The 14,317-nt window shown below is 45.5% G+C and carries 14 protein-coding genes and 1 pseudogene; 3 read left to right on the top strand and 12 right to left on the bottom strand.

Going from position 1 to position 14,317, the window contains the following annotated elements:
• Positions 1–68: 68 nt before the first annotated feature.
• From GY065_RS09030 to mraZ, 4 genes are all read right to left on the bottom strand, one after another.
• Positions 69–1,811, bottom strand: a complete 1,743-nt coding sequence (locus GY065_RS09030; protein ID WP_025331243.1) for a penicillin-binding protein 2 — start codon at positions 1,809–1,811, stop codon at positions 69–71.
• A 69-nt stretch (positions 1,812–1,880) separates the two neighbouring features.
• Positions 1,881–2,153 (bottom strand): cell division protein FtsL, encoded by a 273-nt coding sequence (gene ftsL / locus GY065_RS09035; protein ID WP_041878843.1) that lies wholly within the window; start codon positions 2,151–2,153, stop codon positions 1,881–1,883.
• A gap of 24 nt (positions 2,154–2,177) precedes the next feature.
• Positions 2,178–3,122, bottom strand: coding sequence for a 16S rRNA (cytosine(1402)-N(4))-methyltransferase RsmH (gene rsmH / locus GY065_RS09040; protein WP_174833862.1), 945 nt, complete (start codon positions 3,120–3,122; stop codon positions 2,178–2,180).
• Positions 3,119–3,574 (bottom strand): division/cell wall cluster transcriptional repressor MraZ, encoded by a 456-nt coding sequence (gene mraZ / locus GY065_RS09045; RefSeq protein WP_025331245.1) that lies wholly within the window; start codon positions 3,572–3,574, stop codon positions 3,119–3,121. Before mraZ ends, rsmH begins: the two co-directional genes overlap by 4 nt.
• A gap of 253 nt (positions 3,575–3,827) precedes the next feature.
• Between mraZ and GY065_RS09050 the strand changes: the two genes are divergently transcribed.
• Positions 3,828–5,012: a class I SAM-dependent methyltransferase gene (locus GY065_RS09050; protein ID WP_371731956.1), complete on the top strand. Its 1,185-nt coding sequence runs from the start codon at positions 3,828–3,830 to the stop codon at positions 5,010–5,012.
• Between the two features lie 244 nt (positions 5,013–5,256).
• Complete coding sequence (locus tag GY065_RS09055; RefSeq protein ID WP_025331247.1) at positions 5,257–6,294, top strand: NADH:flavin oxidoreductase/NADH oxidase; 1,038 nt, start codon at positions 5,257–5,259, stop codon at positions 6,292–6,294.
• Between the two features lie 66 nt (positions 6,295–6,360).
• Here the strand turns inward: GY065_RS09055 and GY065_RS09060 are convergent, their stop codons facing one another.
• Both GY065_RS09060 and GY065_RS13280 read right to left on the bottom strand, forming a co-directional pair.
• Positions 6,361–6,849: an aminoacyl-tRNA deacylase gene (locus GY065_RS09060; RefSeq protein WP_174833863.1), complete on the bottom strand. Its 489-nt coding sequence runs from the start codon at positions 6,847–6,849 to the stop codon at positions 6,361–6,363.
• Positions 6,842–7,066: pseudogene (locus GY065_RS13280) on the bottom strand (hypothetical protein); the annotation flags it as partial. The pseudogene GY065_RS13280 and the gene GY065_RS09060, both read right to left, overlap by 8 nt.
• Positions 7,067–7,371: 305 nt before the next feature.
• Between GY065_RS13280 and GY065_RS09065 the strand changes: the two are divergent.
• Positions 7,372–7,731, top strand: coding sequence for a RidA family protein (locus GY065_RS09065; RefSeq protein WP_174833864.1), 360 nt, complete (start codon positions 7,372–7,374; stop codon positions 7,729–7,731).
• Positions 7,732–7,783: 52 nt separating this feature from the next.
• Here the strand turns inward: GY065_RS09065 and argJ are convergent, their stop codons facing one another.
• From argJ to GY065_RS09095, 6 genes are all read right to left on the bottom strand, one after another.
• Positions 7,784–9,001, bottom strand: a complete 1,218-nt coding sequence (gene argJ / locus GY065_RS09070; RefSeq protein ID WP_174833865.1) for a bifunctional glutamate N-acetyltransferase/amino-acid acetyltransferase ArgJ — start codon at positions 8,999–9,001, stop codon at positions 7,784–7,786.
• A gap of 60 nt (positions 9,002–9,061) precedes the next feature.
• Entirely contained in the window at positions 9,062–9,844 is a 783-nt protein-coding gene (gene pssA / locus GY065_RS09075; protein ID WP_041878862.1) for a CDP-diacylglycerol--serine O-phosphatidyltransferase, read from the bottom strand.
• A 27-nt stretch (positions 9,845–9,871) separates the two neighbouring features.
• Positions 9,872–11,050, bottom strand: a complete 1,179-nt coding sequence (gene hflX / locus GY065_RS09080; RefSeq protein ID WP_078475703.1) for a GTPase HflX — start codon at positions 11,048–11,050, stop codon at positions 9,872–9,874.
• A 75-nt stretch (positions 11,051–11,125) separates the two neighbouring features.
• Complete coding sequence (locus tag GY065_RS09085; RefSeq protein ID WP_174833866.1) at positions 11,126–11,887, bottom strand: phosphatidylserine decarboxylase; 762 nt, start codon at positions 11,885–11,887, stop codon at positions 11,126–11,128.
• Between the two features lie 237 nt (positions 11,888–12,124).
• On the bottom strand, positions 12,125–13,654 hold the full coding sequence (ubiB, locus tag GY065_RS09090) for a ubiquinone biosynthesis regulatory protein kinase UbiB (RefSeq protein ID WP_037392666.1): 1,530 nt from the start codon (positions 13,652–13,654) through the stop codon (positions 12,125–12,127).
• Between the two features lie 86 nt (positions 13,655–13,740).
• Positions 13,741–14,250, bottom strand: a complete 510-nt coding sequence (locus GY065_RS09095) for a HugZ family protein (protein ID WP_037392667.1) — start codon at positions 14,248–14,250, stop codon at positions 13,741–13,743.
• Between the last annotated feature and the right edge of the window lie 67 nt (positions 14,251–14,317).

Consider the following 14,317-nt stretch of genomic DNA (forward strand, 5'->3'; position numbering starts at 1 on the left):
GTCGATTCAAACATTTTTATCGGGTACAAACAGACAGACAATCTGTGCAAACACAGATTGTCTTCAGATTAATGCGTTTCAGAATGTGGCGCGGATTTTACCGGTCTGCTCGGAGAAACACCAAGCACATTCAGAGTACCAACCATTACATCATGGAATACCGGACCGGCAACCGGCCCTCCGTAATAACCGTTAGTAGTAGGATTCTGAATATTTACTGCCACAATAACTCGCGGATTGTCTGCCGGTGCAAAGCCAATAAATGTAGCCATATGCTTGGAATCAGAATAGTGTCCGTCGACCAGCATTCGCGCAGTACCTGTTTTAGCGGCTACATCATACCCGTCAATTGCTCCCTGCAAACCAGTACCACCGGGCTGCGTTACAGCAATCATCATATGGCGTACTGCCTTTGCAGTCTTTGGCTGGATAATCTGCTCACCCTGCGGGGCGCTGTTCAGCTTAAGAAAACTCACTGGCAGTAGCGCACCGTCATTGGTAAAGATAGTATATGCCCGTGCCAGCTGGAGCAGACTCATCTGTATACCATAACCAAAAGACATAGTAGCCTGCTCAATCGGCCGCCAGTTATGCCAGTCACGTACTACTCCCGGTGTTTCACCCGGAAAACCGGAATGCATCCGGTGTCCAAAACCGACAGAAGTATACATGTTGTACATTTCTTCGGGCGTAAACATTGCAGAAATTTTACTTGTACCAACATTAGATGATTTCTGAATAATACCGCCCACATCCAGATAAGGATAATTATGCGTGTCCCGTACTGTTGCCGGTCCGATTTTATACGGTAAAGTATTAAAACCGCTGCCTGGTTTGATTTTTCCGCTATCCAGCCCTTTAGCAATGGTAAACGGTTTCATCGCACTACCCGGTTCAATCATATCAGTTACCGCACGGTTACGGCGTGCATCACTATCGGTGGCACCCGGATTATTAGGGTCATATCCCGGTGAATTTACCAGAGCAAGAATTTCACCGGTTTTACCATCCAGAACCACAACTGAACCGGCTGATGCAGTGTGATACTGCATTGCTTTATTTAACGATTCATATGCAATTGACTGAATCCGCTGATCCAGAGACAGCACCATATCCGTACCATTCTGAGGAAGACGGTTACGCGGAGAATCCAGACTATCAACAATATTACCTTTATTATCGCGCAAAACAACTTTAGCACCATCAATACCATGCAGACTGTCTTCACGCGATAATTCCAGTCCTTCCTGCCCCTTACCGTCAATATTGGTAAAACCGATAATATGGGAAAAAATCGGTCCCATCGGATAATGGCGTTTACTTTCATGCTGAAAGGCAAGACCTTTAATATTCAGCGCAGCAACCTTTTCAGCAACCTCCGGCGATAATTGCCTTTTCAGATAAATGAAGTCTTTATTACGGCTAAGGCGGCTTTTAATGGTTGCCGCCGGTACATCAATTAATGCAGATAACTGTTGAATCTGAGTATCTGTCGGCATCTGCTCCATGGCAGAGGGCACAGCATATAAAGAATCTGCGGGTGCACTGATGGCCAGTGCGGCTCCGTTGCGGTCAGTAATTGTGCCACGGGTAGCAGTAAGCGGAAGAGTACGGACAAAACGCTGATCACCCTGCTCTTTCAGAAATTCATGTTTCTCAGTCTGCAAGTAGATACCACGTCCGATTAGCATAGCAAAAGCTATAGCCAGAGCACCTAATACCAATACAATCCGCCCGTTAGTGGTTACAGGCTTAGCCTGTTTTACCTCACGGGGCAGCATGCGTGGCTTATAATCGTTTTTAATTAACATAGTAGTTTGTTCCACTGCCGGAAATACTGCCTGAAGCAGTACTCCATTAATCCCTGACCCTTCACTTCATTACTTAACCGGGCGCGGCGCAGCCAGCATCTGCGTTTCAGCCAATGACGGCGAATGCAGATTTTGCCGGGCTGAAGCATCCTGAATCAACTGATGATTAGATAGCTTTGCCTGCGCTAACTTTAAGCGACTAAAGTCTTCGTTCAAAAGACTTTCCCCTTTTTGCGCTTTATCCAGCGCAATAAAAAACTGACGCGAACGATCCTGTACTGTTACAACAGCAAAAGCTGAAGCCAGTACCAATATAAGCAAAATAATGTTGATTTTATTCATAATTAATCAACTATTAGTCTTTATTTAATAACTGCGTTCTGCTACCCGTAATACCGCTGAACGGGCTCGCGGATTAACTTCAATTTCTGCCGGAGCAGGTTTTTGCGCCTTGCCTATCAGGCGCAACGGCGGCTGCTCACGTTCTGCTTCTTTAACTACTGCCCAGCGTGGTAAAGGAGCCGGCTTGCTGTGCTGCTGCATAAATCTTTTTACAATCCGGTCTTCCAGAGAATGAAATGAAATCACCGCCATCCGTCCGCCGGCAACCAGACATTCCATCACTTGCGGCAGTACCACAGTTATTTCTTCCAGTTCACGGTTAATAAAGATGCGAATGGCCTGGAAGGTACGTGTGGCCGGATCCTGTCCGCGTTCACGAGTACGGACGACCTGTGCGACGAGGCGCGCCAGCTGGCCGGTTGTGGTAATCGGGCTTTGTTCCCGCTGCGCCACAATTGTCCGTGCAATCTGGCGACTAAACCGCTCTTCACCATAATTTTTAATTACCTCGTGTATATCCTGCTCTTCTGCCACAGCCAGCCATTGGGCTGCTGACTGTCCGCGCGTAGTATCCATACGCATATCCAGCGGTGCATCAAAGCGGAAGCTGAAACCACGACCTGCATCATCAATCTGAGGAGAGGAAATACCCAGATCAAATAAGGCGCCATTTATCCGGCTGATACCCAGCTGTTGTAACGACTGCTTTAATGCAGAAAACCCTTCATGTACAACCAGTACCCGTGCATCCTGCCTTGCCAGTTCCTGTGCTACAGCAATCGCCTGCGGATCCTTATCAAAAACAACCAGCCGCCCGTCTTTCCCGAGCTGAGACAGAATCAAACGCGAATGGCCGCCACGGCCAAAAGTTCCGTCAACATACACTCCGGCCGGCTGTACCTGTAAACCGGCAACTGCTTCATTCAGTAAAACGGTAACATGACCGCCATTATTTATCTGTTCACTCATAATTGCAGTTGAGTCTTACCCAACTCTGCCGCCAGCATATCTTCATCCATATCCAGTGCAGCATTATTCTGCTCTTCCCATAACGCCCTGCCCCACACTTCAATGCGATTGGCACGACCCACAACATAAACTTCACGTTCAAAATTCACCAGACGGCGCAAATGTGCCGGTAGCAATACTCTGCCGGCACTGTCTAAATCCAAAGTATCCGCATTATGTAACAGTAAATTCTGATAGGCCTGCAATACTCTGTTGCCTGCCACAGGAAGCTGTAACAGCTGAGCTTCCACACTGCGCCATGATGACTCGGGATACAGTAACAAATGTGTGCGCTTTTCCAGTGTGGCAACCAGTACCGGAGTGAAATGACGCGCCAGCAAATCACGAAACTTGGCCGGAATCGCCAGTCGTCCTTTACTGTCTATACTTAATTCATACGCGCCGCCAAACACTGTTCAGCTCCTATTCAATATAACGGGATTATCCCCCACTTCGCCACACCTTTACACACTTATTCACACTATAAGGCAATTTTGCATACAGGGTCAATGTAATCCAGTCAAATTCCGAAGCCGAATAAAAGCAATCTAAAATACAAAAATATATTTAAATCAAATCATTATCTTACTAATCATCCAATCCAGTCCCTATGTGCCTTTTCAGATACTTGACCAGGGTCAACATAAGCCAAAATCAGCGTTTATAATGACCATCTTCTTTACAATTTCCATCATCTATCCTATGGATAATTTACCCACTCCTGAAAATGCCGCATTAATCAGTTCGCAGAAATTATCTGAACTTATTCAGCAGAAAATCCGGCAGCAAAATAACTGGCTTTCTTTTGCCGACTACATGCAAATGGCACTGTATACGCCTGACTATGGTTATTACACCGGCGGAGCACAAAAATTCGGTCGTGATGGCGACTTTATTACTGCACCTGTTCTGACTCCTTTGTTCGGGCAGACGCTGGCGCATCAATTAGATGCACTATTGCCACAAACAGCAGGCAATATTTATGAATTCGGTGCAGGAACCGGTCATCTGGCAGCATCTGTATTACCAGCTCTGCACAGCCAGCACTTTCAGCACTATTACATTATTGAACTTTCTGCAGAACTAGCGCAGCGTCAGAGAGAATATATTCAGACTCAGGCACCTGATCAGATACATAAAGTTACACACCTGACTAAGTTACCTGAACAGTTTGACGGTATCCTGATAGGAAACGAAGTTCTGGATGCCATGCCTGTTCCGGTCTATCTCCGTCAGGCAAATCAGATAACAGAAATGGGCGTTAGCTGGCTGGATAATCAGTTTATCTGGCAGGATAAACCTGCTAGCAGCGCAGCAATACAACAGGTCATGGAAACTTTCCCTGATACAGCAGAACCTTATCAGTCTGAGCTGCATCCACAACAATATGCCTTTGTAGCAACACTGGCACAAAAGCTGAAACGCGGAGCAATGATATGGATTGATTATGGTTTTGACGCAGCACAGTATTATCATGTTCAGCGTCGTCAGGGTACGTTAATCGGCCACTACCGTCATCATACCGTTCATGATCCGTTCTTTTATCCCGGACTCACTGACTTAACCGCTCATGTTAATTTCACCCGTATTGCTGATGCCGGCATTGATAATCATCTGGACTTAATTGGTTATACCAATCAGGCAACATTTCTGCTGAATCTGGGTATAACCGAATTACTCGCAAAAATCGGCAAACCGGAAGAAAATGCATACATTCAGACTGCTTCAGCCTGTCATACCCTGCTGGATGCACATGAAATGGGCGAGTTATTTAAAGTCATCGCGTTTGGAAAAAATATTGACGTAGACTGGCAGGGATTCATATATGGGGATTTGTGTCACAAATTATAGATAATTTAAATTACAAATAAGTTTTATTTGTAAGTAAATAATAATTAATTATGTTTATCAAACAAGATATTATTATATGATGAACTTGATGAAATATATGCTGATAGCAGGCTGTATCTGCCTGTCAGATATCATTCAGAGAACTGGATAAGAAGTAATAAATCAATAAAAATAATCTGAATATTGTTTTTATACATTACTTACTGCACCCAATCAGGAATCAGATAATCAAAAGGAACAATCAATGTCATTATTATTATCTCCTATAACCATTGGTAATTTAAATCTGAAAAACCGAGTAGTTATGGCACCAATGTGCATGTATGAAGTAAAAAAGGAAGACGGTATCGTTACACCTTTTCATTTTGCACATTATGGCGCACGTGCCATTGCCAATGTCGGTCTGATTATTATAGAAGCCACTGCCGTACAGCCGGACGGACGAATTACCAAACACGATTTAGGTTTATGGGATGATAGTCAGACAGAAAAATTCACTCAGCTGGTTGATTCACTACATTATCTGAACAGCAAAGTAGGTGTGCAACTGGCACATGCCGGACGCAAAGCTTCAGATGCATTACAGCCAGTTGCACCCAGTGCTATTCCTTTTAATAGCAGCTCGAAAACGCCAAAAGCATTGAGTAAACCGGAAATCACACAAATCAAAGAAGATTTTATTGCTGCAGCCAGACGAGCTCGGCAAGCCGGTGTGGATGTAATTGAAATCCATGCTGCACATGGTTATCTAATCAGTGAATTTCTTTCACCGCTGAGCAATCAGCGTACCGATGAATATGGCGGTTCTTTAGTAAATCGTTATCGTTTGCTGCACGAAATTACTCTCGAAATGCGTGCAGTATTTTCCGGTTCATTATGGGTACGCATGTCTCTATCCGACTATGATAAAACCGGTCAGCAAAACAGTATTGCCGACTGGCAGGAAATATGTCAGTGGCTAGAACGTGACGGCATAGATGTTATCGATGTGTCCACCGGAGGTGTTATGGATTACGCTCCGGATATCCCGGTGCATGGCGGTTATCAGACACCTTTTGCGACTGCCATGAAGCAAGTAGTCAATATTCCGGTAGCAACCGTTGGCCTGCTGGATAGCCCTGATCTGGCTGAATATATTTTACAAACCGGTCAGGCAGATTTGATTATGGAAGGAAGGGTGTTATTACGTAATACCAACTGGTTAACCGAAGCAGCCCAGCTGCTGCATGATCATAATTATCAGCCTTTTAATAACTCTTATCAGCGCGGACTAATTAAATAAAAATTTTTATTAGCCGGCAAACAAACAGGCCAGACTTTCACGTCCGGCCTGTTTCATTAGTCAATATTATTCCGTCTCTGTTGCCACCTGCACTGATTGCGGCTGCAGGCAGGCCAGATATTCTGGCTGCATCTGTACCAGAAATCCACGCTTACCCCCATTAATATAAATCAGTGGTAAAGAGTAAATACTTTTTTCAACATACACCGGTAATCCGGCCTTGTTGCCAAAAGGACTAGTCCCACCAACCAGATAACCAGTCCATTTATTAGCCTGCTGCGGACTGGCTGGTTCTATATGCTTCATACTCAGTTCACGTGCCAGCTGACGGGTAGATATATGCCGGTCGCCATGCATCAGCACAATCAGACCTTGCTTATGCTCATTTTGCAGCACAATGGTTTTAATCACTGCATGCTCGTCTACGCCCAGCGCTAATGCTGACTGTGCTGTTCCGCCATGCTCAACATAAGCATACTCACGCGGTTCAAACGGTATCTGGTGAGCACGCAAAAAACGGATAGCAAGAGTAACCGGAAATTTACTTTTACTCATCAATTATTCTCATCAACTCAGGCATGGTTTGGATTACATACATATGGTTTAGTTCACGCTGCAAAGCTTGTATGTTTTGCTGTCTATCAAATACCACGTTTTGTAGTGCAGTTGTATCACCGCCTTTACCAGTATGGCTGCGATTTAGGGCTTGCTGTGCCTCAGCAAGGGCTTTTCGCTCGTTGGTTAATTCTGTTTGCAGTACGGATTTACGGTTAATATCATTACCTTTCGGAATGATATTAACCTTTGAAAGTAGTTTTTTTCATAATGGTAATTTCCGTGTAAAGATAACGGATTATTATTTTACTACTTAGTGAAAAATGATGGTTATCATATAGCGATATCTCGATAGATTCAGAAGATAGTATTGATATGAAAAGGCATTGCTTATATTCTTTTGCTGTCTGTTTTTTCTTTTCAGTCCAGTATTGCCCGGCCACAAAATAAATTCTTGCATTAACAGATAATATTGTAGCTCAGGCTATTTTCACAAGAACCAGTATATGGGTATAGAATTTTATGAGTATTAAATTTTACGAGAGCGGTAACCGCCTGGCAGAAGCCACCATTGTTAACGGCCTGATATTTCTTGCAGGACAAGTTCCAACTAATAAAGATGCCGACATCACTGCGCAAACTGCCAATGTTCTGGCACAGATAGATACTATTCTGGAAGCATGTGGCAGTGATAAGCAGCATATTTGTGAAGCAGTAATTTACCTGAGCAATATGCAGGAATATGAAGGCATGAATCAAGCATGGGATAACTGGGTTACACCAGGAAGAGCGCCGGCACGAGCCTGTATACAAGCTGCGCTTGCTAACCCTGACTGGAAAGTAGAAATCAAACTAACAGCTGTACAAAAAGAAATCCTTTAAAGCACTGAACCCGCGTTAAACGCGGGTTCAGTAATTGCTGACTCAGTACAGCTTAGCTGCGATAATCAGCATTAATTGTCACATACTCTCTGGATAAATCACAGGTGTAAATCTTTGCCTGTGCTTCCGCACGTGCCAGATCAATGGTTACTGTAATTTCATTCTGTGCCATTACCTGCTGACCAGCCTCTTCTGTATAGCTGGCAGCCCGGCCACCATTTTCTGCCACCAGCACTTCACCCAGATATACCTTAATTGCTGCCACATCCAAATCAGCAATACCTGCATAACCGATTGCGCACAAAATACGCCCCAGATTCGGGTCACTGGCATAAAAAGCTGTTTTTACCAATGGTGAACGGGCAACAGCATAGCCTACCTGTCTGGCCTCTGCTTCAGTCAGAGCATTGCGTACATCAATAGTAATAAACTTGGTTGCGCCCTCACCGTCACGTACAATCGCCTGTGCCAGTTCCAGTGCCAGATCAGCCAGTACAGTTTTGACTGCTAAGTAATCCTTTCCGGCTACTGACTCTATCCGCCCCAGCTGAGACTTACCTGTAGCTACGACCACAAAACTGTCATTGGTAGAAGTATCTCCGTCAACAGTAATCGCATTAAAAGATGTGGCTGCCACTTCAGTTACCATTTGCTGCAACAATGGCTGGGCTATAGCCGCATCAGTAAACACAAATCCGAGCATAGTAGCCATATTCGGATGAATCATGCCGGAACCTTTGGCAATACCGGTGAAACGTACTTTATGCCCGTCAATATAAACCGTACGGCTGGCCATTTTAGGAACAGTATCCGTAGTCATAATGGCGGCAGCAGCCCGCGGCCAGTGTACAACTTTCACTTTCGGCAAAGCAGCCACAATTTTATCTACCGGCAAGGGTTCGAGAATCACACCGGTAGAAAACGGTAAAACCTCTGATGCACTGCAACCAATCTGCTGTGCAACCTTGTCACATATCAACTGCGCATCATCCAGCCCTTGTTTGCCTGTACCGGCATTGGCATTACCTGTATTGATTACCAGTGCACGCACTCCGGCGTCTGTAGCCAGATGCTGTTTAGCAATCTGTACCGGTGCAGCACAAAAACGGTTTTGGGTAAATACAGCGCCGATACTGTTTATCCCGTTAAGCACAATAAGCGTTAAATCATCGTGTTCCGGTTTTTTGATTCCGGCCTGTCCGACAAATACCTGCACGCCGTCAATGGCTAAAATCTGCTCATCACCAGGCACGGACAAATTAACTGCCATTACTATTCTCCTTTAATCAATATATCAGCTTATTTTTTCAGCAATAGAAAGTGCTCATCATTATTCTGGCTGAAATTTGCGTTTAGTCAGCACGCGCCAGATAAACATCACATAACCGGACAAACTATAGAGCAGGAAAAAGGCAAACAGTACTACTGATGGTTCCCATGTCACTACCAGTAAGCCAATAACAGCCAGAATCATTACAAAAAAAGGTACTTTACGATAAGCATTGATTTCCTTGAATGACCAGAAAGGTATCTGAACCACCATGGATAAACCGCCAAACAGAGTAATAATCAGGCATAGCCAGTCTACATGAGGTAAACCCTGAAAAGTATGGCTTACCCAGATTAAGCCGATTACCAGTGCAGCTGCCGTCGGGCTGGGAATTCCGATAAACCATTTCTTACTTACTTTACCAATCAGAGTATTGAACAATGCCAGCCGCAAGGCCGCACAGGCACAATAAATAAATGCTACCGAGTAACCAATTTTACCAAAATGAAATAACTGCCATTTATACGCAATCAAGGCAGGTGCCACCCCGAAACTTACCATATCAGCCAGACTGTCGAGCTGTTCACCAAAAGCACTCTGACTGTTAGTTAAACGGGCAACCCGACCGTCCATGCCATCCAGCAGCATAGAAATAAATACCGCAATTGCTGCAACTTCATAATGACCATGCATAGACTGAGTAATGGCATAAAAAGCGGCAAACAGTGCCGCCAGTGTAAATGCATTAGGCAACAAATAAATACTGTTATCACGCAGCCGGCGGCGCCGGTTCGGACGATGGGGGCGATTTGGTTTAATTACATCATTTTTTTCTTGAGTCATATTCAGCTAAATCCTCAACAGGCAATATTAATACTCATCCTGTTTATTATGTTGTGCATATTTCATACCTGCCATTTCTATCATAGCTGTACGTAAATCATCCAGTCCGCTGCCATCCTGTACCGATATATAAACAGCCTGCGGACGACCATGTATATCACGCACAATCCCCTGCATTCTTTGTTCAGCAGACAATTTATCAATTTTATTATAAATAATCAGCTGCGGTATGTTTTCTGCATCAATTTCCTGTAATACCGTATTCACAGCATCTATTTGCCGCTCAAATTCCGGATGGGTAATATCCACCACATGCAGAAGCACATCAGCCAGCGCAGTTTCCTCCAGTGTCGCCGCAAAAGCAGCTACCAGTCCGTGCGGTAAATCGCGAATAAAACCGACAGTATCGGATAATAAAACACTGGTCTGGTCATTCAGATACAAACGGCGCACTGTATTATCCAGGGTGGCAAACAGCTGGTCTTCTGCCATGACCTGAGCTTTGGTTAAACGGTTAAACAGACTGGATTTGCCTACATTGGTATAGCCCACCAGCGCAAAGGCCGGCAGTGTACCCTGATACCGACTTTTACGCTGAGTTGCCCGCTGCCGGCGCACCTGCTGCAATTGCTGGCGCAGACGGGTAATTTTCTGCCTGATCAGACGGCGGTCAGTTTCCAGACGTGTCTCACCTGGGCCGCGTAAACCAATACCCCCTCTCTGGCTCTGCAAATGACCATAACCACGCACCAGCCGGCTGGATAAATGAACCAGCTGAGCTAGCTCCACCTGCAAGCGCCCCTCCTGACTTTGTGCACGCCGGGCAAAGATAGCGAGAATCAGGCCAACCCGATCCAATACCCGGCACTGGAGCAGCCTTTCAAGATTACGCTCCTGCGTAGGCGTTAGCGCATGGTTAAAGACCACCAGATCAATTCCGGCTTCAGCTACTGTTTGTGCCAGTTCTTCTGCTTTGCCTTTACCCACAAACAATGCACTGTCCGGCTGCTGACGTTTACACGGAACAACTTCCACTAAATCTGCTCCGGTAGCACGTACCAGCTCCTCAGCTTCAGCCAGTGCCGACTCAAACAATACTGTCCGGCGCTCGGCAGCAACCGGAAAATCCTTATCCAGCAATACCCCTACCAGCAGCACTCGCTCTGGCTGCTGCTCAGATAAATTGGTCTTATCAAATCTGCTCATCATTTACCGGTTTAAACGACAACAGGCTGCCTGACCTTACAAAGGACAAACAGCCTGTATAACAATTAATAGCCTTTATTCCTGAGACAGTACATGCCGTGCGGCAGCTGCTGCCCGATTAGCAGCTTCTGTGACCAGATCTGCATGTTCTTCAGTATTACTTTGCAGTTCAGCACTGATATCAGGAGCCTGCAATGGCAAAGTTGCCAGTACTGTACTGCTGGCACTGACCTTATCACCAATAGCCACCAGTGCAGTAGCATCTTCCGGCAAATAAACATCTACCCGCGAACCAAAGCGGATAAAACCATAGCGGTCACCGCGATGTAATAAATCATGCGCATTTACGTAGCACAGAATACGCCGTGCTACCAGACCTGCAACCTGTACAAATGTTACCGGCCGGCCGGTTTTGGTTACCGCAAGAACTGCATTACGTTCATTTTGTGCACTGGCTTTATCCAGTGCAGCATTCAGAAAGCTGCCTTTAAAATAATCTACACGCTCCACTTTGCCATCAATAGGGCTGCGGTTAGAATGCACATTGAATACATTCATAAATACACTGATTTTAAGAGCATTCACACCACGGTACGGATCGGTAGTTTTTTCCACAACCACAATACGTCCGTCTGCCGGACTCAACACATCTTCGGGATTTACAGGAATATCACGTGCAGGATCACGAAAAAACTGCACCACAAATGCTGTCAGCACCCATAAAGGCAGCGACCACCATCCGCACCAGAAAAAAGTTAATATGCTCAGCACCAGGCTGCCAATAATAAACGGCCAGCCTTCCTTAGCAATCAAAGGATAAGGATACACACGCGACACAAGGCTACTCCTTTACAGATGAGATACTGCGGATGAACCGCGAGCTAAAACAATGACAAAATTATAACCCGAAATCCGTACCTTAAAGCACCGCATATAACTATAAGCAGATTTCAGCATAAGAACAATATAAAAACAGTACAATTATTAACCAAAGACCAGCTGAACCATAACGGTTACCCTCTCAGCACCGCAAGCTGATATCCGACAACTTTACATTGAAAACACAGTAAAATTTTATTTAAAGAGAAAAACTGCCAGCATCACCAGAGCAATTACCGCCAGCCAGAAATTCTGCTGACGCTGCGTACGCAGCAGATGAATATAGGCATCACGCCATTCAAGCTGACGCTTTTCATCTACAAGGGCATTAAGCTTACGCGGCAGTGCAGGCAGCATTTGCGCCCAGTCCGGTGCTTCCTGCTTTAGCGTTTTCCATAGCGCTTTCAGACCAATCTGGTTATGCATCCAGCGGGTGAGAAACGGTTTGGCAGTTGCCCATAAATCCAGCTGAGGATCCAGCTGTCTTCCCAGCCCCTCTATATTAAGTAATGTTTTTTGCAGCAGCACCAGCTGCGGCTGAATTTCCACATTAAAACGACGACTGGTTTCAAACAACCGCATCAGCACCATACCAAAAGAAATTTCTGCCAGCGGTTTATTGAAAATCGGTTCACATACAGCACGCACTGCTGCTTCCAGCTCCTCCACTCGCGTATCTGCCGGTACCCAGCCGGATTCCACATGCGCAGTAGCAACCCGATGATAATCACGATTGAAAAACGCCAGAAAATTAATTGCTAGATAGCGCTTATCATAATCTGTTAACGTGCCGACAATACCAAAATCCAGTGCAATATACCTGCCGTCATCTGCAACCATAATATTGCCCGGATGCATATCCGCATGGAAAAAACCGTTGTCAAATACCTGAGTAAAGAATATTTCTACCCCATAGCGTGCCAGCTGGTGCAAATCTATATTTTTTTCACGCAACTTATCGGTACTGGCAACCGGAGTACCGTCCATCCACTCAATTGTCAGCACTCGACGCGCACAATAATTATAGTAAACAGCCGGAATAATCAGCATAGTGCTTTTACTGAACTGCCGCCCGAGCAGGCTGGCATTAGCGGCTTCCCGCATCAGATCAAGCTCATCATGCAAATAATTCTTAAACTCTGCGACTACTTCGCGTGGTTTTAAGCGTTTGCCATCTGCAAACAGCCATTCTACCCAGCGCGCTCCTACAGCCATCAGAGCTAAATCCTGATCAATAACCGGCGCGATGTCAGGACGAAGAACTTTTACTGCAACCTTTTGACCGATACCGCCGGCCTCATTGAATAAATAGGCTTCATGAACCTGAGCGATAGACGCACTGGCTACCGGCTGCGGATTAAAGCGGGCGTAAATTTCAGCCAACGGCCTGCCCAGCTCAGTTTCAATCACCCGGATTGCCACATCACTGGCAAACGGCGGCACCCTGTCCTGCAGTAAGGCCAGTTCACGCGCGTAATCAGCAGGGATTAAATCCGGCCGGGTGGATAATACCTGACCAAATTTAACAAAAATCGGCCCCAGACTTTCCAAAGCCAGACGCAACCGTACCGCTGCATCCAGCTGCCGGTATTTGCGTCCGCGCGGCAGTAAACGTATCAGCCTTTGCAGCCATGACGGATGTACATGCTGCTGAACCAGATCCAGCAGACCATATACATACACCGTATGGATAATTACCCAAATTCGTTTAGGCCAACACCACATGCACGCAGCTCCGGTTTATCCGAATAAAACGACTATTGTACGGGATTTTAACTACCTTTACCGAGCAATCGCTGCGCACAGCGGCATCACACTGTTTTAGCATTCTTTTCAGTCAGCTGTATTGCACCATCAACCTTACCCGGCATAAAGACATAAGCGCGGCCGAAGCCAGTTACAAGGCGAGCTTTTTCCAGTTGCAGACGAAACAGCATGAAATCCGGCAATTCAGACAGCACATCTACTGTATTGCCCAGTTTTGTTTTCATTGCTTGTAAAGCGGCAATGCCATCAGCTGTGTTTTTTTCAATTACCGTAACCGATACAGTATAATTCAGCCGAGCACGGGCAAAAATATTGCGTGCCGAAGTTTCATCTTCAATCAGCATCACACTGGCCTGCTCCTGTTGCTGCAAATTCTGTGTATGCGGTGCCAGACCGGATAATAAGATATACAGACAACCATCATATTCAGCAAAAGGCGCATAGCTTGCCTGAGGGGTACCATCCTGTGCTACCGTAGCCAGAACCAGAGAATTTAATTGCTGTAAACGTGTTACAGCAGCCTGAAGCTCAGCGACATTCTGTTGCTCACTCATACACTCATTCCTGTATCAGATTAACAATAACCAAAATTAATGATAATAATTTCCATCTAAAAATTCA

Origin of the sequence: Snodgrassella sp. ESL0323, assembly GCF_013346865.1 — a bacterium.
Lineage (GTDB): Bacteria > Pseudomonadota > Gammaproteobacteria > Burkholderiales > Neisseriaceae > Snodgrassella > Snodgrassella alvi.